At 68.8% G+C, this 21,234-nt stretch carries 13 protein-coding genes; 7 read left to right on the forward strand and 6 right to left on the reverse strand.

Going from position 1 to position 21,234, the window contains the following annotated elements:
* Positions 1–166: 166 nt before the first annotated feature.
* Positions 167–2,398, forward strand: a complete 2,232-nt coding sequence (locus HUT18_RS29135; protein ID WP_176103503.1) for an MMPL family transporter — start codon at positions 167–169, stop codon at positions 2,396–2,398.
* A gap of 249 nt (positions 2,399–2,647) precedes the next feature.
* Complete coding sequence (locus HUT18_RS29140; protein WP_176103504.1) at positions 2,648–3,616, forward strand: NAD(P)H-quinone oxidoreductase; 969 nt, start codon at positions 2,648–2,650, stop codon at positions 3,614–3,616.
* A 147-nt stretch (positions 3,617–3,763) separates the two neighbouring features.
* On the opposite strand, the gene HUT18_RS29145 is transcribed toward HUT18_RS29140, so the two are convergent.
* Both HUT18_RS29145 and HUT18_RS29150 read right to left on the reverse strand, forming a co-directional pair.
* Positions 3,764–5,293 carry a UDP-N-acetylglucosamine 1-carboxyvinyltransferase gene (locus HUT18_RS29145; protein ID WP_176103505.1) on the reverse strand — a complete coding sequence of 510 codons (1,530 nt, stop codon included), beginning with the start codon at positions 5,291–5,293 and terminating at the stop codon, positions 3,764–3,766.
* Between the two features lie 115 nt (positions 5,294–5,408).
* On the reverse strand, positions 5,409–6,371 hold the full coding sequence (locus HUT18_RS29150; RefSeq protein WP_176103506.1) for a LysR family transcriptional regulator: 963 nt from the start codon (positions 6,369–6,371) through the stop codon (positions 5,409–5,411).
* Positions 6,372–6,503: 132 nt separating this feature from the next.
* Here HUT18_RS29150 and HUT18_RS29155 point away from each other — a divergent pair, with 132 nt between their 5' ends.
* The 5 genes from HUT18_RS29155 to HUT18_RS29175 all read left to right on the forward strand — a co-directional run bounded on the left by HUT18_RS29155 (position 6,504) and on the right by HUT18_RS29175 (position 14,890).
* A complete protein-coding gene (locus HUT18_RS29155; protein ID WP_176103507.1) occupies positions 6,504–8,015 on the forward strand; it encodes an MFS transporter in 1,512 nt (503 codons plus the stop codon).
* A 321-nt stretch (positions 8,016–8,336) separates the two neighbouring features.
* Positions 8,337–11,066, forward strand: coding sequence for an aconitate hydratase AcnA (gene acnA, locus HUT18_RS29160; protein ID WP_303246561.1), 2,730 nt, complete (start codon positions 8,337–8,339; stop codon positions 11,064–11,066).
* A 487-nt stretch (positions 11,067–11,553) separates the two neighbouring features.
* Entirely contained in the window at positions 11,554–12,999 is a 1,446-nt protein-coding gene (gene ngcE / locus HUT18_RS29165) for an N-acetylglucosamine/diacetylchitobiose ABC transporter substrate-binding protein (protein WP_176103510.1), read from the forward strand.
* Positions 13,000–13,049: 50 nt separating this feature from the next.
* Positions 13,050–13,967, forward strand: coding sequence for a carbohydrate ABC transporter permease (locus HUT18_RS29170; protein ID WP_176103511.1), 918 nt, complete (start codon positions 13,050–13,052; stop codon positions 13,965–13,967).
* Positions 13,967–14,890 carry a carbohydrate ABC transporter permease gene (locus tag HUT18_RS29175; RefSeq protein ID WP_176103512.1) on the forward strand — a complete coding sequence of 308 codons (924 nt, stop codon included), beginning with the start codon at positions 13,967–13,969 and terminating at the stop codon, positions 14,888–14,890. The genes HUT18_RS29170 and HUT18_RS29175 overlap by 1 nt, the downstream gene beginning before the upstream one ends.
* A 188-nt stretch (positions 14,891–15,078) precedes the next feature.
* Here the strand turns inward: HUT18_RS29175 and HUT18_RS29180 are convergent, their stop codons facing one another.
* The 4 genes from HUT18_RS29180 to HUT18_RS29195 form a co-directional block, all read right to left on the reverse strand.
* Positions 15,079–18,882 carry a GH92 family glycosyl hydrolase gene (locus tag HUT18_RS29180; RefSeq protein WP_176103513.1) on the reverse strand — a complete coding sequence of 1,268 codons (3,804 nt, stop codon included), beginning with the start codon at positions 18,880–18,882 and terminating at the stop codon, positions 15,079–15,081.
* Positions 18,883–19,088: 206 nt separating this feature from the next.
* On the reverse strand, positions 19,089–19,709 hold the full coding sequence (locus HUT18_RS29185) for a TetR/AcrR family transcriptional regulator (protein ID WP_176103515.1): 621 nt from the start codon (positions 19,707–19,709) through the stop codon (positions 19,089–19,091).
* Entirely contained in the window at positions 19,709–20,269 is a 561-nt protein-coding gene (locus tag HUT18_RS29190; RefSeq protein WP_176103516.1) for a carboxymuconolactone decarboxylase family protein, read from the reverse strand. Before HUT18_RS29190 ends, HUT18_RS29185 begins: the two co-directional genes overlap by 1 nt.
* Positions 20,266–21,177, reverse strand: a complete 912-nt coding sequence (locus tag HUT18_RS29195; RefSeq protein ID WP_176103517.1) for an SDR family oxidoreductase — start codon at positions 21,175–21,177, stop codon at positions 20,266–20,268. The genes HUT18_RS29190 and HUT18_RS29195 overlap by 4 nt, the downstream gene beginning before the upstream one ends.
* Positions 21,178–21,234: the final 57 nt, after the last annotated feature.

The following is a 21,234-nucleotide window of genomic DNA, read 5'->3' on the forward strand; positions in this document are numbered from 1 at the left end:
TACCAGCGGTAGCGAAGTTACCGGCAGATGTGAATTTACAGTCAACGGTAGAAATGCATTACCCTGCAAGTCTGCGGAAGTGCCTCGATCTGCTCCGCTGCTTCCGTTACCTCCCTTATCCCTGTTTTGCTCCTCGGTCGTGGCACGACCGGTTAGGAAGTCGTCGATGGCCTCATGCCTGTACGCCTGGGCGCGGTGGATGGTTCGCCGCCGCCGCTGGGTGATAGCCGCCTGGATCCTCCTTCTTGCCGTCGTCGGCGGCATGGGAGCGACCTTGCACGGAAAGACGTCCACGGAGTTCACCGTCCCCGGTGTGGAGTCCCAGCAGGCGCAGGACCTGCTGAAGGAGAAGTTCCCCTCGGCCGCCGGCGGTGTCGTGCGCGTAGTGGTCGCCGCCCCCGAGGGGAGGACCGTCACGGACCCGGCGCAGCGGCAGGCGCTCGACGGCGCCCTGCGCGAGGCGGCGAAGGTACCGGGTGTCGTCAACGTCACCCGGCCGGCATCCGTCGGTGCGGTGTCGTCGGACCGGACCATCGCGTACTCCGACGTCCGGTTCGCCGAGGAGGCCGCCGAGGTGCCCGAGGAGGCCAAGGACGAACTGGACACCGTGGTGCAGCCCCTGCGTGAAGCAGGGATGCAGGTCGAGCTGGGCGGATCGGCGATGCTTCCGCAGGCGGAGGCGGGAGGTCCGGCCGAACTGGTGGGTGTCGTCATCGCCTTCGTGGTCCTCGCCGTCGCGCTCGGCTCCCTCGTGGCGGCCGGACTGCCGCTGGTGACCGCGCTCCTGGGTGTGGCCGTCGGCGTGCTCGGCACGATGTTCGTCTCCCGCTTTGTGGAGATGACGGGCACCGCGACCGTACTGGCGCTGATGATCGGCCTGGCAGTCGGCATCGACTACGCGCTGTTTGTCATCTCCCGGCACCGCGAGCAACTCGTCGACCCGGACACCGGCTGGGAAGAGTCGATCGCACGCGCCACCGCCACGGCCGGCGGCGCGGTCGTGTTCGCCGGTGCCACGGTCGTCATCGCGCTGGCCGCATTGGCCATCACCGGTATCCCGTTCCTCACCGTCATGGGCCTGGCCGGCGCCGTGACCGTACTGATAGCCGTTCTGGTCGCCATCAGCCTGCTCCCGGCAGTACTCGGAGTGTTCGGCGAGCGGATGCGCCCGCGCCGCAAGCGGAAGGCCAAGGGCAGGGACCGTACCCCCGGCGCCTGGGGTCTGGCCTGGGCACGTACGGTCACCCGCGCACCCGCCGTCGTACTGCTCGTCGGTATCCTCGGCCTGCTCGCGCTCGCCCTGCCCGCCCGCGACCTGCGCCTCGGCCTGCCCAGCTTCGCCTCCCAGCCCGAGGCCACCACACAGCACAAGAGCTATGACCTGCTCACCGAGGGATTCGGACCCGGCTTCAACGCCACCCTCACCACCGTGGTGGACACCGGCGGGATCCCGCAGGGCGAGCGTCAGGCCACCTTGACCCAACTGCGCGGTGCGCTGGCCGCCGACAAGAACGTGGCCGCCGTCTCGCCCGTGGTGTCCGGCCCCTCCGGCGGCATCGTGGTCATGTCCGTCGTACCGAAGTCGAGCCCCGACGCCCAGGCCACCACCGACCTGGTCCACCGCATGCGCGACCAGGCACCCAAGGTCGCCGAGGCGGGCGGTGCCCTCTATGTCACCGGGCAGACGGCCATGGCCATCGATGTCGCCGGCAAGCTCGGCGACGCACTGCCCCTGTTCATCGGCGTCATCGTCCTCCTGGCCCTGATCCTGCTGGCCATCGCCTTCCGGTCGGTGCTCGTGCCGCTCAAGGCCGCGCTCGGCTTCCTGCTCTCGGTCGGTGCGAGCCTGGGCGCCGCGGTCTGGGTCTTCCAGCAGGGCCACCTGAACGGTCCGCTGGATGTGGCGGCCGCTGGTCCGGTCACCAGCTTCCTACCGGTACTGCTGATCGGTGTGCTCTTCGGGCTGGCCATGGACTACGAAGTGTTCCTCGTCAGCCGGATGCGTGAGCACTACGAGAACAGCAAGGATCCCGCCGAGGCGATCGCGCAGGGTGTCTCGCGCAGTGCAAGGGTCGTCGTGGCCGCCGCGCTGATCATGGTCGCGGTCTTCGGCGGATTCATCTTCAACGAGGACCCGATCATCAAGTCCATCGGCTTCGCACTCGCCTTCGGCGTGTTCGTCGACGCCTTCGTCGTCCGCATGACGCTCGTGCCCGCGGCCATGGCTCTCCTCGGGCGGCGCGCCTGGAGCATGCCCGGGTGGCTCGACCGGCTGCTCCCGGACGTCGACATCGAGGGCGCACGGCTGCCGGCCGCGAAGCCGGCCGAACCCGCCACCGGCGCGGCGGGCAACACGCGGAAGGACTCGTCGGAGGACATGGGCGCCGTCCGGGTCTGACCCAGTCGGCGGCGGCCCTTCCGCCCTCGCCAATGTTGACACTGCATACTTTCACCCGTAATGTATGCAGCGTCAACATTCGGCTCGGGTATAGGCCACCAAAGTCGGGCATTCTTGCCGTGCCCGGTATCGCGTGACGGTGCGTTTTGACGCATGTTGGCGCCGGCCGCCCCGGGGCAGCGTGCCGCGAGCACTCTGCCCCCGGTCGCCGTAGGAGCCCTTCACCCCCAGTCGTAGGAGCGGAGAACCATGAAGGCTGTATCGATCAAGGAACCCGGTGGCCCCGAGGTCCTGGAGTGGATCGACGTCGAGGACCCGACACCCGGCGCAGGGGAAGTGGTCGTCGACGTGGCGGCCGGCGCCCTGAACCGGGCAGATGTCATGCAGCGGTGGGGCCTCTACCCGCTGGAGCCGGGCACTTCCCCATACCCGGGGCTCGAAGTCTCGGGCCGTATCAGTGCCGTGGGCGAGGGAGTCACCGGCTGGCAGATGGGCGACGAGGTCTGCGCCCTGCTGACCGGGGGCGGCTACGCGCAGAAGGTCGCCGTGCCCGCGGGGCAGCTGCTGACCATCCCCAAGGGGGTTGGCCTGGTCGAGGCGGCCGGTCTGCCGGAGGTCGCCTCGACGGTGTGGTCCAACCTCGTCATGACCGCGGGCCTGAAGGCGGGCGAGACCCTCCTCGTGCACGGCGGCGCCGGTGGTGTGGGCACCTCGGCGATCCAGATTGCCAAGGCCCTGGGAGCCCGTGTCGTCACCACCGTCGGCGGGCCGGAGAAGGCCGCCCAGGTCCGGGAGTTGGGTGCCGATGTGGCCGTCGACTACCGCACCGAGGACTTCACCGAGCACGGCCCCTACGACGTGATCCTCGACGTCATCGGCGGCGCCTACCTGGACCGCAACATCGGATCCCTGGCGGCCGACGGCCGCCTGGTCGTCATCGGCCTGCAGAACGGACTCGAAGGCCAGCTCAACCTCGCCGAGATCGTCTTCAAGCGGATCTCCGTGTACGGCACCACCCTGCGTACCCGCTCCAAGGAGCAGAAGGCCGCCATCGTCGCCGAGGTACAGAACAACGTCTGGCCGATGATCGAGAACGGCACCGTCCGGCTCGTCATCGACAAGACCCTGCCCATGGCCGACGCCGCCGAGGGGCACCGGCTCATGGAAGCCGGAGGCCACCTCGGCAAGATTCTCCTGGTCAACGACGAAGGCGTATGACGCTTTCGGCACCAGAGGCGAGCCCGTCCGCCCGGTCCCGGCCCGAAGTGCCAGAGAAGTCCCAGGAGGCCGCCGCGCTCCCTCGGGACCCGCATCGGCGCAGGTCACGCGAAGTGCGGCGGCATCTGAGCGCGGCGGCATCCGCCGTCAGATGTCCCGAAAGATCTCGATCTGTGCCCCCACCGAGTTCAGCCGCTCCGCCAGATCCTCGTAACCCCGGTTGATGACATAGACGTTGCGCAGCACAGAGGTGCCGTCGGCGGCCATCATGGCGAGGAGGACGACCACGGCGGGGCGCAGGGCGGGCGGGCACATCATTTCGGCGGCGCGCCAGCGGGTCGGGCCGTCGACCAGGACGCGGTGCGGGTCGAGCAACTGGAGCCTGCCACCGAGGCGGTTGAGGTCGGTGAGGTAGATGGCGCGGTTGTCGTAGACCCAGTCGTGGATCAGGGTCTGGCCCTGGGCGGCGGCGGCGATGGCCGCGAAGAAGGGGACGTTGTCGATGTTGAGGCCCGGGAAGGGCATCGGGTGGATCTTGTCGATGGGCGCCTCCAGTTTGGAGGGACGCACGGTGAGGTCCACCAGGCGGGTGCGGGCGTTGTCCGCGACGTACTCGGCCGAACGGTCGTGGTCCAGGCCCATCTCCTCCAGGACCGCGAGTTCGATCTCCAGGAACTCGATCGGCACCCGGCGTACGGTCAGTTCGGAGCCGGTGACCACCGCGGCGGCCAGCAGGCTCATCGCCTCGACCGGGTCCTCGGAGGGGGAGTAGTCCACGTCCACGTCGATCTCCGCGACGCCGTGCACGGTGAGGGTCGTGGTGCCGATGCCGTCGACGCGTACGCCGAGTGCCTCCAGGAAGAAGCACAGGTCCTGGACCATGTAGTTGGAGGAGGCGTTGCGGATGATGGTCTTGCCGTCGTAACGGGCGGCGGCCAGCAGGGCGTTCTCGGTCACGGTGTCGCCGCGCTCGGTCAGCACGATGGGGCGGCCGGGGGCGATGTCGCGCTCCACCTCGGCGTGGTACAGGCCCTCGGTCGCCGTGATGTCCAGGCCGAACCGGCGCAGGGCGATCATGTGCGGTTCGATGGTGCGGGTGCCCAGGTCGCAGCCGCCCGCGTAGGGCAGCTTGAAGTGGTCGAGGCGGTGCAGCAGCGGGCCGAGGAACATGATGATCGAGCGGGTGCGGCGGGCCGCGTCCGCGTCGATGGCGTCGAGGTCGAGCTTGGCGGGCGGGACGATCTCCAGGTCCACCCCGTCGTTGATCCAGCGGGTGCGCACGCCGATCGAGCCGAGCACTTCGAGGAGCCGGTAGACCTCCTCGATACGGGCCACCCGGCGCAGCACCGTCCGGCCGTTGTTGAGCAGCGAGGCACACAGCAGGGCGACACAGGCGTTCTTGCTCGTCTTGACGTCGATGGCGCCCGAGAGGCGGCGGCCGCCGACGACTCTCAGGTGCATCGGGCCCGCGTAACCGAGCGAGACGATCTCGCTGTCCAGGGCCTCGCCGATCCGCGCGATCATCTCAAGGCTGATGTTCTGGTTTCCGCGTTCGATCCGGTTGACCGCGCTCTGACTTGTGTTGAGCGCTTCCGCCAACTGCGACTGGGTCCAGCCCCGGTGCTGCCGGGCGTCACGGATGAGCTTGCCGATGCGTACGAGGTAGTCGTCTGCCATGACGGCAGGCTATCTCAGATATGAGATGCCGTCCGCGTGGCGGGGCCGATCGGGTGAGCCCCTTGTGTCGCGCCCGCGGCACCTTTGACGCTCCGTCGGGTCTCCGGCGGCGCGCTCACCGGGCACGGGCCGTGGCTGCCGTCGCCTTCGGCGGGATCTCACCCGCCGCCGACAACGGCTCCCGGTCGCGGGTGGCGCGCGCCAGTCGGCGGGCCGTTTCGGCGAACAGTCCCACCGTGCCTCCCCCTTCGCCTGCCCGCCACATGAGTCCGTAACCGAACGGCGCGGCATCGGCCAGCGGCAGGTACGTAACGCCGGGCCGGGCGAAGTAGGCAGCCGTGTGGGCGGCGACGATCAGGGCGCCGCGACCGCCGGAGACGAGGGTCAGTGCCTCCTGGAGGCTGGTGACTTCCAGGCCGTGGTGGACCGGGCGGCCCGAGGGCGTGTGGCGGGGCATCCGCTCGTCCAGCCAGTGGCCGGGTGTGTCGGCGGGCAGCGAGAGCAGGGTGAGGTCGCCGAGGTCCTCCAGGTCGAGGAACTCGCGTTGGGCCAGGGGGTGTTGGGATGGCAGGGCCAGTGCCCGGGTCTCGGTGAAGAGCACCGGGCCGCCCTCCACGTCGGCCTCCCGCGCCGGGAAGTCGGTGAGCTGTACGTCGAAGTCCCCTCTGCGCAAAGGCCCGTAGGGATCGGCGAAGGGCACCTCGCAGATCTCCACGCGCAGTCCGGGGTGCTCGACGCGCAGCACATCGGCGGCGCGCATCGCGTGTTCGCCCGCGAGCGGGGTCGTGAAACCGACGTGCAGCAGACCGCTGTGGCTGCGTGCCGCAGCCACGGCACGGTCGAGGGCGGAGCGGATCCCGCGGTGGTGCGGGGCCAGGTCCGCGTACAACTGGCCGCCCAGTGCGGTGAGTTCGACCCTGCGGCTCGTACGGTCGAACAGGCGCCCGCCCACGCGCCGTTCCAGGCGCTGCACCAGCTGGCTCACCCGTGCCCGGGACAGCCGCATCCGCTCGGCCGTGCGGCCGAAGTGCAACTCCTCGGCGAGCAGCAGAAAACACTCGAGTTCCTCGCGTTCCACGGCCACCCTCCGCCTCGCGTCCGATCGGTAAGCCTGGCTGAACGAACAGCGTGCGGTTCGCCGTTGTTCCGCCCGGCCCGCCGCCGGAGGGTGGAGTCACAGCCAACTCCCTTACTTCTGCGAGGAATTGCGATGACTTCGCCTGCTTCGAGAAACTCGCTGACGGCACGCCAATGGGCCGTGCTCTTCGTCCTGTGCGGCGCGATCTTCCTGGAGGGCATCGACGTCGCTATGCTGAACGTCGCCCTGCCCTCCATCCGGGCCGATCTCGGCCTGTCCACCGGCGAGTTGCAGTGGGTGATGAGCGCCTATGTCCTCGGCTACGGCGGCTTCATGCTGCTCGGCGGCCGGGCCGCGGACCTGTTCGGGCGACGTACGGTCTTCATCGCCTCGCTCACCGTCTTCCTGCTCTTCTCCGGCCTCGGCGGTCTCGCCGACGAGGGCTGGACACTGATCCTGGCCCGCTTCGTCACCGGCGTCGCCGCCGCGTTCATGACGCCCGCCGGACTCTCCCTGATCACCACCGGCTTCGCCGAGGGCCCCGAGCGCAACCGCGCGCTGATCGTCTACTCGGCCACCGGAGCGGCGGGCTTCTCCACCGGTCTGGTCATCGGCGGGCTGCTCACCTCGCTCGGCTGGCGCTGGGTCTTCTTCGCGCCCGTCGTGCTCTCCGCCCTCATCCTGTGCGCGGCGCTCGCCAGCATTCCGCGCACGCCGCGGCCCGACGCCGCCGGACGCGTCGACGTCGCCGGAGCGATCACCGGCACCGGAGCGATCGTGCTGCTCGTCCTCGCCGTCGAACGCGCCGCACACAGCGGCCTCGGTCTCACCTCGGCGGTACTCGGCGCCGGACTGCTCCTGCTGCTCGCCTTCGTGCTCGTCGAGCGGCGCTCGGCAACTCCCTTGGTACGCCTGGGAATTCTGCGCAGCGCGTCGCTCGTGCGGGCCAATCTCGCCGCGCTGCTGTTCTCGGCCGGGTTCTTCGGCTTCCAGTTCCTGGTCGTGCTCTACCTCCAGGAACTGCGCGACTGGTCGACGCTGCGGACCAGCCTGGCGATGATCGTCATCGGCGTCGACGCGATCCTGGCGCCCACCCTCACCCCGCGCCTGGTGGCCCGCTTCGGCAACGGCCGGGTGATCGTGGTCGGCCTGCTGCTCGCGGCGGCCTCGTACGCGCTGTTCCTGCCGGTGACCGAGGACTGGTCGTACGCGGCGATGTTCCCCAGCCTGATCGTGCTCGGTCTGTCCTTCACGCTCACCTACGGGCCGCTGACGATCGTGGCCACCGAGGGCATCGCCGAGGAGGAGCAGGGTCTGGCGGGCGGGCTGTTCTACACCTCGTTCCAGTTCGGCGCGGCGCTCGGCCTCTCGGCGGCCACCGCCGTCAACGTCGCGGCCACCGACACGGGCAGTACGGCCGGACTCCTCGACGGCTACCGGGCCGGACTCCTCGTCCCGCTGGCCGCGGCTCTGCTCGCGGTCGCGGTCAGCCTGCCGGGCCTGCGGAGCGCCCGGAGCGTCGTCGTCGCCGGGAAGGAAGCGGCCCCGGGCGAAACGCCGGGCGCGGCCGGGATGCCGAGTGCGGCGGGCGCGCCGGATGCGGCCAAGGGCGCGGGAGAGGCGGCAACCCGATCGGCCCCGTGACGGCGAACGCGTTTCGCTCGCTCACCGGTGGTCCTCGACAGCGGCGCCGGACGGGCGCCGCTGTGCCGCCTGCGTAGATCGGGTCGGCCGGGGTTTGTCGAGGTGGGAGCCGTGAGGGGGCCGCGCGGCGCGACGAGGAGGGTCCGCGCATGACCGAGCGGCGGCGATGTACTAGAGTTATCTCGACATCGAGATATCTACGAGGCACACCGCAGCCGCCACTTGGTAAGGGTGACCTTACTTAGTCTTGCCTCAGTAAGCCAGTCGGAAGCTGTGACGGCAGGATGCGGTGGAACGCGCACACATATGAAGGAGACTGTCGTGTCGGCGAACAGCTTCGACGCCCGCAGCACGCTGCGCGTGGGCGACGAGTCGTACGAGATCTTCAGGCTGGACAAGGTCGAGGGCTCCGCTCGCCTTCCCTACAGCCTGAAGGTTCTCCTTGAGAACCTGCTCCGCACCGAGGACGGCGCGAACATCACCGCCGACCACATCCGGGCGCTCGGCGGCTGGGACTCGCAGGCCCAGCCCAGCCAGGAGATCCAGTTCACGCCGGCCCGCGTGATCATGCAGGACTTCACCGGTGTTCCCTGCGTGGTGGACCTCGCCACCATGCGCGAGGCGGTCAAGGAGCTGGGCGGCGACCCGGCGAAGATCAACCCCCTCGCCCCGGCCGAGCTGGTCATCGACCACTCCGTCATCGCCGACAAGTTCGGCACCAACGACGCCTTCACCCAGAACGTCGAGCTGGAGTACGGCCGCAACAAGGAGCGCTACCAGTTCCTGCGCTGGGGCCAGACCGCCTTCGATGAGTTCAAGGTCGTCCCGCCCGGCACCGGCATCGTCCACCAGGTCAACATCGAGCACCTGGCCCGCACCGTCATGGTCCGCAACGGACAGGCCTACCCGGACACCCTGGTCGGCACCGACTCGCACACCACCATGGTCAACGGCCTCGGTGTGCTCGGCTGGGGCGTCGGCGGCATCGAGGCCGAGGCCGCGATGCTCGGCCAGCCGGTCTCGATGCTGATCCCGCGCGTCGTCGGCTTCAAGCTGACCGGCGAGCTCAAGCCCGGCACCACCGCCACCGACCTGGTGCTCACCATCACCGAGATGCTCCGCAAGCACGGTGTGGTCGGCAAGTTCGTCGAGTTCTACGGCGAGGGCGTCGCCGCCACCTCGCTGGCCAACCGCGCCACCATCGGCAACATGTCGCCGGAGTTCGGCTCCACCGCCGCGATCTTCCCGATCGACGACGAGACCCTGAACTACCTGCGCCTGACCGGCCGTGACGCGCAGCAGGTCGCGCTCGTCGAGACGTACGCCAAGGAGCAGGGCCTGTGGCTGGACCCGGCCGCCGAGCCGGACTTCTCCGAGAAGCTGGAGCTGGACCTCGCCACGGTGGTCCCGTCCATCGCCGGTCCCAAGCGTCCGCAGGACCGCATCGTTCTGGCCAACGCCTCCCAGCAGTTCGCCCAGGACGTGCGCAACTACGTGAGCGAGGACGAGGAGGCGGGCAAGGAGTCCTTCCCGGCCTCCGACGCCCCGGCCTCGGCCAACGGTGTGCCGACCCGTCCGACCACGGTGACGGCCCCCGACGGCTCGACCTACGAGATCGACCACGGCGCCGTCACCGTCGCCGCGATCACCTCCTGCACCAACACCTCGAACCCCTACGTCATGGTGGCCGCCGCGCTGGTCGCCAAGAAGGCGGTCGAGAAGGGCCTGACCCGTAAGCCCTGGGTCAAGACCACCCTGGCCCCCGGCTCCAAGGTCGTCACCGACTACTTCGACAAGGCGGGCCTGACCCCCTACCTCGACAAGGTCGGCTTCAACCTGGTCGGCTACGGCTGCACCACCTGCATCGGCAACTCCGGCCCGCTGCCGGAGGAGGTCTCCAAGGCGGTCAACGAGCACGACCTGGCCGTGACCTCGGTGCTCTCCGGCAACCGCAACTTCGAGGGCCGGATCAACCCCGACGTCAAGATGAACTACCTGGCCTCCCCGCCGCTGGTCGTCGCGTACGCCCTCGCGGGTTCCATGAAGGTGGACATCACCAAGGACGCCCTGGGCATCGACCAGGACGGCAAGCCGGTCCACCTCGCGGACATCTGGCCGACCGAGGCCGAGGTCAACGACGTCGTCGCCAACGCCATCGGCGAGGACATGTTCAACAAGTCCTACCAGGACGTCTTCGCGGGCGACGCCCAGTGGCAGGCGCTGCCGATCCCGACCGGCAACACCTTCGAGTGGGACGCCGAGTCCACCTACGTCCGCAAGCCCCCGTACTTCGAGGGCATGCAGATGGAGCCGGCGCCCGTCAAGGACATCTCCGGCGCCCGTGTGCTCGCCAAGCTGGGCGACTCGGTCACCACCGACCACATCTCCCCGGCCGGTGCGATCAAGGCCGACACCCCGGCCGGCACGTACCTCACCGAGCACGGTGTGGAGCGTCGTGACTTCAACTCCTACGGCTCCCGCCGAGGCAACCACGAGGTCATGATCCGCGGCACCTTCGCGAACATTCGCCTCCGCAACCAGATCGCGCCGGGCACCGAGGGCGGCTACACCCGCGACTTCACGCGGTCCGCCGAAGGTGAAGGAGGTGCGCCGGTCTCCTTCATCTACGACGCCTCGCGCAACTACATCGACCAGGGCATCCCGCTGGTCGTCCTCGCGGGTAAGGAGTACGGCTCCGGTTCCTCGCGCGACTGGGCGGCCAAGGGCACCGCGCTGCTCGGCGTCAAGGCCGTCATCGCCGAGTCCTACGAGCGCATCCACCGCTCGAACCTCATCGGCATGGGCGTACTGCCGCTCCAGTTCCCGGAGGGCGCCTCGGCCGAGGCCCTTGGCCTGACCGGTGAGGAGACCTTCTCCTTCGCCGGAGTGACCGAGCTGAACAACGGCACCACCCCGCGCACGGTCAAGGTCACCACCGACACCGGTGTCGAGTTCGACGCGGTGGTCCGTATCGACACCCCCGGTGAGGCCGATTACTACCGCAACGGTGGCATCATGCAATACGTGCTGCGCAACCTGATTCGCGGTTAGTTCCCGCGCCGCGCGAGCGGCACAGGAGCCACGTGGAGGGCCGCATCCCCGGATTCGGGGGTGCGGCCCTTTTCGTGTGCCACACGGCGGGGTACGCACCCTTCGCGCGTCGCCGCGAGGCCGAATCCTGCGGTGGCGGAGGGTGGGGCGGACACGTATTTCTGAAGGATGAACTGGCGCGGCGAAAGGAGCTCCGTGCAGGTCTGGCCGAAAATTGCCGAGGTCTCAACTCGGGAAAGACTGACGGTCAACCCTGCACCCGATCTTGCTCCCGTTTCGCAAGTGGACTATACCTATCGGCACACCAACTGGCCGTCGACCGCCAGAGGGACGGCCAGGGGCCGGTGGAGCCGTACGCATGGGGGCGTCGCTCCGGTCCGCAACGAACCCCTGGCCACGGAGCACCAGTAACACAACCGCTCGAATCGCCGCGGTGCCGGAAGGGTCCGGTTCACCGCCTGAGTCCTGGAGAAGGCGAGGACTTAGCATGGGTTCCACTTCCGACAACAGTCACGAAGGCGTCGGCCGCCGCGATCTGATCAAGCGGTCCGCCGCACTCGGCCTGATCGCCGTACCCACGATGGGTTTCCTGTCCGCCTGCGCGAGCAGCGACAGCGGTGGCGAGGACAAGGTCAAGGACGGCAAGAAGTCCGCCAAGAACCCGCTGGGTGTCAACGACACCGCGGGCCTCGAAGTGGTCATCTTCGACGGTGGCTTCGGTGACCAGTACGCCATCGACGCCGAGGCGATCTACAAGAAGAACTACCCGAAGGCCAAGGTCAGCCACCGCGGCATCCAGAAGATCCAGACCGAGCTGCAGCCGCGCTTCAACGGCGGCACCCCGCCGGACCTGATCGACAACTCCGGCAGCGCGCAGATGGACCTCGGTGTCCTGGTGAGCAAGAAGCAGCTCACCGACATCACCCCGCTGATGGACGCGCCCTCCCTCGACGACCCGAACGTCAAGGTGCGCGACACCCTGCGCCCCGGCGTCCTGGAGATGGGCCAGTTCGACGGCGACGCGGTGTGGGTCATGTACTACGCGTACACCGTCTACGGCATCTGGTACTCCCAGACCAACCTCGAGAAGCTCGACGCCGAGTACCCCGAGACCTGGGACGACATGCTCGCCCTGTGCGCCAAGGCGAAGAAGCAGGGCGTCGCCGGCTGGACGTACCCGGGTGTCTACCCGTACTACATGCCGTTCTCGCTCTTCGCCTTCATCGGCAAGATCGGTGGCCGCGAGGTCCTCGACGCGATCGACAACCTGGAGCCGAACGCCTGGAAGCACCCGGCGGTCAAGGCGGCCTTCGACGCGTACTACGAGCTGGTCCGCAAGGGCTACCTCCTCAAGAACAGCTCCGGTTACACGCACATCCAGGCCCAGACCGCGTGGAACCAGGGCAAGGCGCTGTTCATCCCGAACGGTTCCTGGGTGGAGAACGAGTCCTCCAAGACCACGCCCAAGGACTTCAAGCTGGCGGTCGGAGCGCACCCGAGCCTCGACAAGAGCGACAAGATGCCCTACGGCACCATCTGGGCCAGCGGCGGCGAGCCCTTCATCGTCCCGGCCAAGGCCAAGAACCCGGTCGGCGGCATGGAGCAGTTGCGCATCATGCTCGGCAAGGAGTCCGCGCGGAACTTCTCCAAGCAGGTCTCCTCGCTCACCTCGGTCAAGGGCAGTGAAGAGGGCCTGACGCTTCCGCCCGGCCTCACCTCGGCCGTCGCCGCGCTCGACAAGGCCGGTGACAACGTCCTCAACCCGCGGCTGCAGGACTGGTACGTCGAGCTCAACAAGCAGCGGATCGGCGTCGGCTGTCTCGGCGAGCTGATGGCCGGCCGTATGACGCCGGACGAGGCCATCAAGAAGATCCAGAAGTTCGCGGACGAGACCGCGAACGACAGCGACATCGTGAAGTTCAAGCACGCGTGAGTACGTGTTCCCAGCGGCGGCAACAACGCAGAGACCAGGACCGGTAGATCATGCAGCACGGCAAGTACCGTTTCATCGCGGGATTCCTCGTACTCCCGCTGGCCTTGTATGCAGTCTTCGTCATCTGGCCGTTCATCCAGGCGATCTACTATTCGTTCACGGACTGGACCGGTCTGAGTTCGGACTTCCAGATGGTGGGATTCCGCAACTACGAGAAGATGCTCGACGACGAAGTGTTCTGGAAAGCGCTCCAGCACAGCGTCCTCTTGGCGCTGTTGCTGCCGCTGGTGACGCTCTCACTGGCGCTGTTCTTCGCCTACATGCTCAATGTCGGCGGGCGGCGGCGTAAGAACTCCACTGTCGGCGGTGTACGCGGGGCGGGCTTCTACAAGATCGCCTACTTCTTCCCGCAGGTACTGTCCATCGCCATCATCGCCCTGCTTTTCCAGTTCGCCTACAACCCCGGAAACGGCGCCATCAACGGCGCCCTCGACATGGTCGGGGTGGAGGGACCGAACTGGCTGGGCGACCCGGACATCGCCCTGTGGTCCGTCACGGCCGTTCTGGTGTGGAGCACCGTCGGATTCTTCGTGGTGCTCTTCTCCGCGGGCATGGCGTCCATCCCGAAGGACTTCTACGAAGCCGCGCTCCTCGACGGCGCGAGCCGGGTCACCACCTTCTTCAAGATCACCCTGCCCCTGCTGTGGGACACCGTGCAGTCCGCCTGGGTCTACATGGGGATCCTGGCGCTCGGCGCGGAGGCGTTCGCCGTCGTGCAGATCATGACCGTCGGCCCCGGAGGCCCGGCGGACTCGACGACGGTCCTGCCGCTGTACGTGTACCAGAAGGCATTCTCGGGCGGTCAGGCCGCCTACGCGACAACGATCGGTGTCGCCCTGCTCTTCGTGACGCTGCTCTTCGCGGCGATCGTGATGCGGCTGGGCCGGCGCGAGCGGCTGGAGTTCTGATGAAGACGACCGACACCCCTCCCGCGGCTCCGCTGGAGGACCAGCCGCCGCAGGTGAACAAGACCGCCCCGGAGCCCGCCCGTAAGAAGCAGGGCGCGGGTGAAGGCGTCCTGAACCTCTTCTCGCACGGTGTCCTGATCATCTGGGCGATCCTGGTGGTCTCGCCACTGCTGTGGGCCGTGATGACCTCGTTCAAGAAGGACAAGGACATCTTCGGGTCCCCGTGGTCGCTGCCGGACAAGCTGCACTTCGAGAACTGGTCGCGTGCGTGGTCCGACGCGCACATGAGCGACTACTTCCTGAACACCGTTCTGGTGGTGGCCTGTTCGCTGGTGGGCACCCTGGTGCTCGGCTCGATGGCGGCCTATGTACTGGCCCGGTTCGAGTTCCCGGGGAGGCAGTTCATCTACTACCTCTTCATCGGTGGCATGAGCTTCCCCATCATGCTGGCGCTCGTGCCGTTGTTCTACGTCATGAACAACACCGGTCTGCTGAACACCCTGCACGGCCTGGTCCTGGTGTACATCGCCTACTCCCTGCCGTTCACGGTCTTCTTCCTGACCTCCTTCTTCCGGACGCTGCCGAACTCGGTGGCGGAGGCGGCGTTCGTCGACGGTGCCTCGCACACCCGGACCTTCTTCCAGATCATGCTGCCCATGGCCAAGCCGGGCCTGATCAGCGTGGGCATCTTCAACTTCCTCGGGCAGTGGAACCAGTACATGCTGCCGACGGTCCTCAACACGGACCCGGACCGGAAGGTGCTCTCCCAGGGTCTGGTCGAACTCGCGGTCAGCCAGGGGTACAAGGGCGACTGGTCCGGTCTGTTCGCCGGTCTGGTGATGGCGATGCTGCCGGTGCTCGCCGCCTACATCATCTTCCAGCGACAGGTGGTGCAGGGCCTCACGGCGGGCGCCGTGAAGTAACCCGACGTCCGTCCGAGCGCCCGGTACCACGATGTGCCGGGCGGTCCGGAATCCGAATGCGCGGCTCCTTTGTGGGGGGTGCCGCGCATTCGGCGTTCCCGGGGAGGGGGCGCATGGCTGAGCGGGTGCGTACGGGGCCCGGTGGGTGCGTACGGCCCGGGCCGCACGCACCCACCGAACTCGCCCTGTCAGCGCAGCAGTTCCACCTCCGCGACATCCGCGGGCGTGTCGAACACCAGCCGGTAGCTGCGGTACGTACCCGGTCGCGGAACCGAGAAGACCCGGGTCTGGCCGGTCCAGTCGAAGTCCTGGTCGCGCCGCCGGTCCAGGCTCGTAAACCGCTTCCCGTCGTGCGAGCCCTGAAGGGTCCAGCCGCGCGGTGCGGCCCCCTTGTCGGCCGAGGTGAGCGTGTACTGCACCGCGCGCTCCGGCCCCGGCAGCGGGAGTTCGGCAGTGGCGGTGCGGGCCGAGGTGGCCGAGGTGTTGTCGGTCAGCGGGCCCGAGACCGGCAGGGCGTCGGTACGGGGCTCGGGCACCCGGTCGTCCTTGGTGATCGACTCCGGAGCCGCGTGCGCACCGCTGCCCCAGGCCGAGGGTCTCGGGCCCATGTCGAACTCCAGGACCGCGCCGCGGGCGAGCAGCTTGTGCGGCAGCGCGGTCGAGTTCCAGCGCTTGCCGTTGACCTTCAGGCCCTGCACATAGACGTTCTCGGCGCTGTTGTCGGGCGCCTTGACCACCAGGTCACGGCCGTTGTCCAGGTGCACGGTCGCCTTGGTGAACAGCGGGGAGCCGACGGCGTATTCACCGCTGCCCATCACCAGCGGGTAGAAGCCGAGCGCGGAGAAGAGGTACCAGGCCGACTGTTCGCCGTTGTCCTCGTCGCCGTGGTAGCCCTGCCCGATCTCGCTCCCGGTGTACAGCCGGGACAGCACCTCGCGCACCTTCTCCTGGGTCTTCCACGGCTGCCCCGCCGCGTCGTACATGTACGTGGCGTGGTGGGCGACCTGGTTGGAATGGCCGTACATGCCCATCCGTACGTCACGCGCCTCGGTCATCTCGTGGATGATGCCGCCGTAGGAACCGGCGAACTCGGGGGAGGCGGTCTCCGGGGTGGCGAAGTAGGTGTCGAGCTTCTCGCCCAGCGCCGCACGGCCGCCGTAGAGATTGGCCAGGCCCCGGCTGTCCTGGACCGCGGTGAAGGCATAGCCCCAGCCGTTGGTCTCGGTGTAGTCGTGGCCCCAGACGCGCGGGTCGTACTTCTTCGAGTCCAGCCGCCAGCCGCCCTTCTCGTCCTTGCCCTGGAAGAACCCGGCCTCGGAGTCGAAGAGATGGACGTAGTCGCGGGCGCGGTTCAGGAAGTACTCGGACTCCTCGCGGTAGCGCTTCTCGCCGGTCTTCTCGTACAGCGCCCGGCCCATCCGCGCGATGCCGTAGTCGTTGAGATAGCCCTCCAGCGCCCAGGACAGGCCCTCGTAGGTCTCGGTGCTGGTGTAGCCGAGGAACGGTGAGGTGCGCATGCCCTTGCGGCCGACGCCCGGTGTCGGCGGGACCACGGAGGCGTTCTTCACGGCGGCCCGGTACGCGGCCTCGGCGTCGAACTTCACGCCCTTGACGTACGCGTCGGCGAACGCGACGTCGGAGGAGGTGCCCGTCATCAGGTCCGCGTAGCCGGGCGAGGACCAGCGCGAGATCCAGCCGCCGTCCTTGTACTGCTGGACGAAGCCGTCCACCAGTTCACCCGCCTTGCCGGGGGTGAGCAGGGAGTACGCGGGCCAGGTGGTGCGATACGTGTCCCAGAAGCCATTGTTCACGTACGGCTTGCCCTCGACGATCTTGGCGCCGGTGTGGGTCGGGGTGTCCGGACGCTCCATCGGGGAGAACGGCGAGGCGTACTTGTGCGTTGAACCGACCTTCTCGAAACCGGAGTTGGGGTAGAGGTAGAGCCGGTAGAGGGAGGAGTACAGCGTGGTCCGCTGGTCCTCGCTCGCGCCCTCCACCTCGACCTTGCCGAGCAGCCGGTCCCACTGCGCGCGGGCGTCGTCGCGTACCGACTCGAAGGACCTGTCCTCGGGGATCTCCCGCTCCAGATTGGCCTTGGCCTGCTCGGTGCCGATCAGTGAGGTGGCCAGGCGCAGGGTGACGGTGCGGTCGGTACCGGCGTCGAAGCGCAGATGTCCCTTGACGCCCTCGGCGTGCCCGTCGGTGACCGGCTTGTCGAAGACGCCGTACACGAACAGCCGGGTGGCGCCCGTCGAAAGGCCCGACTTCACGTCCGAGAAGCCGGTGACAACGCCCTTGTCCTTGTCGAGGCTGAGCCCGCCCTGCTCGGAGACGTTGTCGAAGAGGACGCTCGCGTCGTCGCCGGGGAAGCGGAAGCGGAGCGCGGCGGCGTGGTCGGTCGGCGCCATCTCGGCCTTGATGCCGTTCTCGAAGCGCACCCCGTAGTAGTACGGCCGCGCCGTCTCGTTCTCGTGCCGGAAGGCGAGGGCACGGTCGGCGCGGGCGGTACGCGGGGAGCCGGGCGCCGCCGACGGCAGGAGCTGGAAGGTCTGGCGGTCGCCCATCCAGGGGCTCGGCTCGTGGCTGGCGCTGAGCGCCTCCATCGTCGGCAGGTTGTCGGCGTTGTTGTCGCGGGAGTAGTCGTACAGCCAGCTCAGGGAGCCCGCGTTGGTCACCGGCGTCCAGAAGTTGAAGCCGTGCGGCACCGCGGTCGCCGGGAAGGTGTTGCCGCGCGAGAAGGCGTTGGAGGAGTTGGTGCCGCGGCGGGTGTCGGCGTAGTCCGACAGATGCGCCTTGGGCTCCTCGCGCGGTGCCTTTCCGATCCGTACGTCGTCCAGCCAGCCGCGGAACTTGGCCGGTCCCTCGGGGGAGTCGTACGCCACCAGAACCCGGTCCACCGTCCGGCCCGCCGCCACACTCCCGATGTGCGAGGCGACCGCGTTCCACTGGTTCACGTACAGCCGCTTCGCCTCGCCCTGACCGCGCGGGGTGAGCGGGCCGCCGTGGCTGTCCTTCGCGCCGAGATCGCTGAGGTAACTGCCGTCGGTGAAGGCGAGATCGACACTGACGTGGGTGGCGTCGTAGTCGCGGTCGCCGTCCGCCATGCCCGGGAAGATCCGGTACGACAGCTCGGTGTCGCGCGCGACGGCCAGGTTCACGTCGAAGACCTTGTTGTACGAGTACGCCCGGCCCTTGGCCCTGTGGGTGCCGGTGTAGCGCAGCGCGCGCTTGCCGGTGAAGCCCACCCGGGCCTTGGCGGTGGGGGAGCCGGTGGGGCCGCGGTCGACCAGGGACAGCATGTCCTTGGGTACGGGCTCATCGGTCTCGCCCGTGGCCAGGCGCAGGTCGGCGAGCTGGGTGGCGTCCTTCGCGCCGTTGTTCTCGCTGATCTCGAACCGGAAGTGCCGGTAGGAAGCCGGTTCGGCGAGCTCGAACTTCCTTGTCTGGAAACGCTGTTCGAACTTCTCGCCGGTGCGGGTGTCCAGCGTCTTCCAGTCCTTGCCGTCGGTGGAGCCCTGGAGCGTGAAGTCGCTCGGGTCCCGTTCGGCGAAGTCGTTGGCCGAGGTGAGCGCGTAGGTGGTGATCTCGGCAGGTTCCTCCAGCGTGTACTCGATCCAGCCGGTCGGCTTCAGGGTGAGCCACTTGGTGCCGGGCGCGCCGTCGAGCAGGTTCTCCTTGGTCTCGCCACCGGCCGTGTTCTCGTCGCTGGCCCTGACCTCGGCCACCTTGTCGCTGACGTCGCCGGGAAGTCCGCCGCTGTATCCGCCGTCCACACCGTGCGCGCGCGGTGAGCCGTCCGGCCCCGTCTCCACGGTGCTGACCCAGTCGGGCGCGGGCTGGCCCGCCTCGAAGGAAGTGCTGAACTCCCGTTCGGTGGCGGGTTCCTGGGCGGGCAGTGTGATCGCGGCGCTCTCGGCCGTGGCGAGCAGCAGCAGGGCGGCCGCACCCACGGCGGCCCGGTACCCGGTCGCGGGTCTTGGTTTCAACGGCATGCGTAGGGGCCTCCGAGCACTTGGACACACATGGACAACGTTGTCGGGCGGTAGTGCCGGATCAGTTGTGGCCCAAGTGACCTTTGTTGTCAAGGGTATTGGCGGGAGGTCGGATCATGTCCGTGCGCGCCGGGGGCGGTCGGCCGGGGGCCCGACCGGCTGAGCTTCGGGCGCCGGACCGGTTGAGCGCCCTGCGCCGGACCGCCTCAGCCGAGCAGTCGCGAGGCCATCTCCGCGAGCGGCTCCTCCAGCGCGCGCAGACCGTCGATGTCGTTCGCGACGATCCTGTCGGTGGCCAGTTGCGCCGCGGCGGAGACCACGGCCTCACAGAGGAACCGGGCCTCGTCCGACTCGCGGTGGAAGATCTCCGCGATGGCTTCCGCGTACTGCATGTGCGCGGCCCGGCGCCGCTCGAAGGCCTCGGGGCCCACGGCGTAGACCTCGACGAGGAACAGCCGGGCCAGTGCGGGCTGGTCGGCCACGGCCTGGAGATACTTGCGCAGCAGTTCCCGGAAGATGTCCGCGGGCGGGCGGTCCCAGTCCGTGACGGAGTCCGGCAGCCGGGAGATGAACTGAAGGGCGCTGTCCAGGGCCTGGAGGAAGCAGTCCTCCTTGGAGCGGAACTGCTGGTAGAAGGTCTCGCGTGACACGCCCGCGCGTTTGATGATCGCCGAGACCGGGGTGCCGATGTAGCCCTTCTCGCGCATGGCGTCGGCCATGGCGGCCATCATCCGGTTGCGCTGCGAGGTGACGACCTGCTCACGGGAGAGCCGGTGCCGGCCGCTGGGCAGCGGACCGGCCGGTGGAGCGTCCCGTGAGGTCCTCATCACGTCTTGGGTGCCTCCGCTCGGCGAGTCCGGTCGGGCTCCAGCCGGAGCACTCTGAGTGTGGTGGCCAGCATGTCGTAGTGGCCGACCAACAGCAGGAGCTCGATCGTAGCGGCATCGTCGAGATGTGCCCTCAGGGCATTCCATTCCGTTTCGTCGAGGTCGCCCCGCCCGAGCAGCGCGTCCGTCGCGTTCAGCAGGCTCAGCTCGCGTTCCGTCCAGCCGGTCGCCCCGGGCCCCTTGCGCACGCGCTCGACGTCCGCGGCCGTCACCCCCGCCCGGCGGCCGAGACGGACGTGGTGCGCGAACTCGTAGGCGCACTCGCGCAGATGGGCCACCCGCAGGATCACCAGCTCCGACTCGCGGCGGGGCAGCCGCCCGCCCGGCATCAGCCGTCCGGCGAAGCGCAGCCAGCCCCAGAACAGGCGGCGGTTGCGGCCGAGGACCCGGAACAGTGCCGGTGGTTCGGTGCCGGTCACCCTTCCGGCCAGGGCGCTGAAGGCCCAGATGGGGAATCCGGTCTCGGCGCGGCGGCCGGGGCGGATGCGCGGGGCGCTCATCGCTTTGCCGCCGGGCTCTGGTCTCCGGTTCGCGGCGGTCGCTCGTGGCGGGCCGGTGCGAGCAGCCGGTGGAAGGCGCGGTTGAGGGCGTGCATCGCGGCGGCGTAGAGGGGCGGCGCCCACCGTTGCAGGAGGTGCAGTGCGCGTACGGCGCCGGAGGTGTGGACGAGGTATGTGTTCCGGGCGACCGCGTCGAGGATGCGGGCCGCGACCTCCTCGGGCGCCGCCGCCGTACGACGGAAGCCCGCCCGCAACCGGCGGAAGCTGCTGCTGTCCTCGTCGATGCCGCGCACTCGTACGGTGTCGACGAGCGGGGTGTCGACCGCGCCGGGGCAGACCAGGCTGACCCCGATGCCATGGCGCCCGAGGTCGAAGCGCAGGACCTCGCTCACTCCGCACAGGCCCGACTTTCCCGCCGTGTAGGCCGCGTGCCAGGGGAGCCCGAGCAGACCGGCCGCGGAAGCGACGTTGACCAGATGGCCGCCGCGGCGTGCCGCCACCATCGGCGGCACGAACGCGGAGATGACGTGCACCGGGCCCATCAGGTTGACGTCGACCATGCCCCGCCAGTCGTCCGGGGTCAGTTCGCTCACGGATCCCCAAGTGGCCGCGCCCGCCGCGTTGATCACGAGGTCCATCGGGCCCTCGGCGGCCGAATGCACATGACGGGCGAGGGCGTCCACGGCGTCCCGGTCGGTGAGGTCGGCGCTCTCGGCGTGTACGACGCGGCCGCCCTCGGCCCGCAACTCCGAGGCCAGCGCCGCCAGTTTGGGCCCGTCGAGGTCGGTCAGGAAGAGCAGGGCGCCGTCCCGCGCGGCGAGCCGGGCGGTGGCCCGGCCGATGCCGCCCGCGGCGCCCGTGAGGAGCACGTTCCGGCCGTGCAGATGGCTGAGGTCGGGTCGGCGCATGGCACTCCTCGGGGAGGGTGGGGCCGTGAGGGGGAGCTGCGGGGTGGGCGTGAGGGT

Source organism: Streptomyces sp. NA04227, from assembly GCF_013364195.1.
GTDB lineage: Bacteria > Actinomycetota > Actinomycetes > Streptomycetales > Streptomycetaceae > Streptomyces.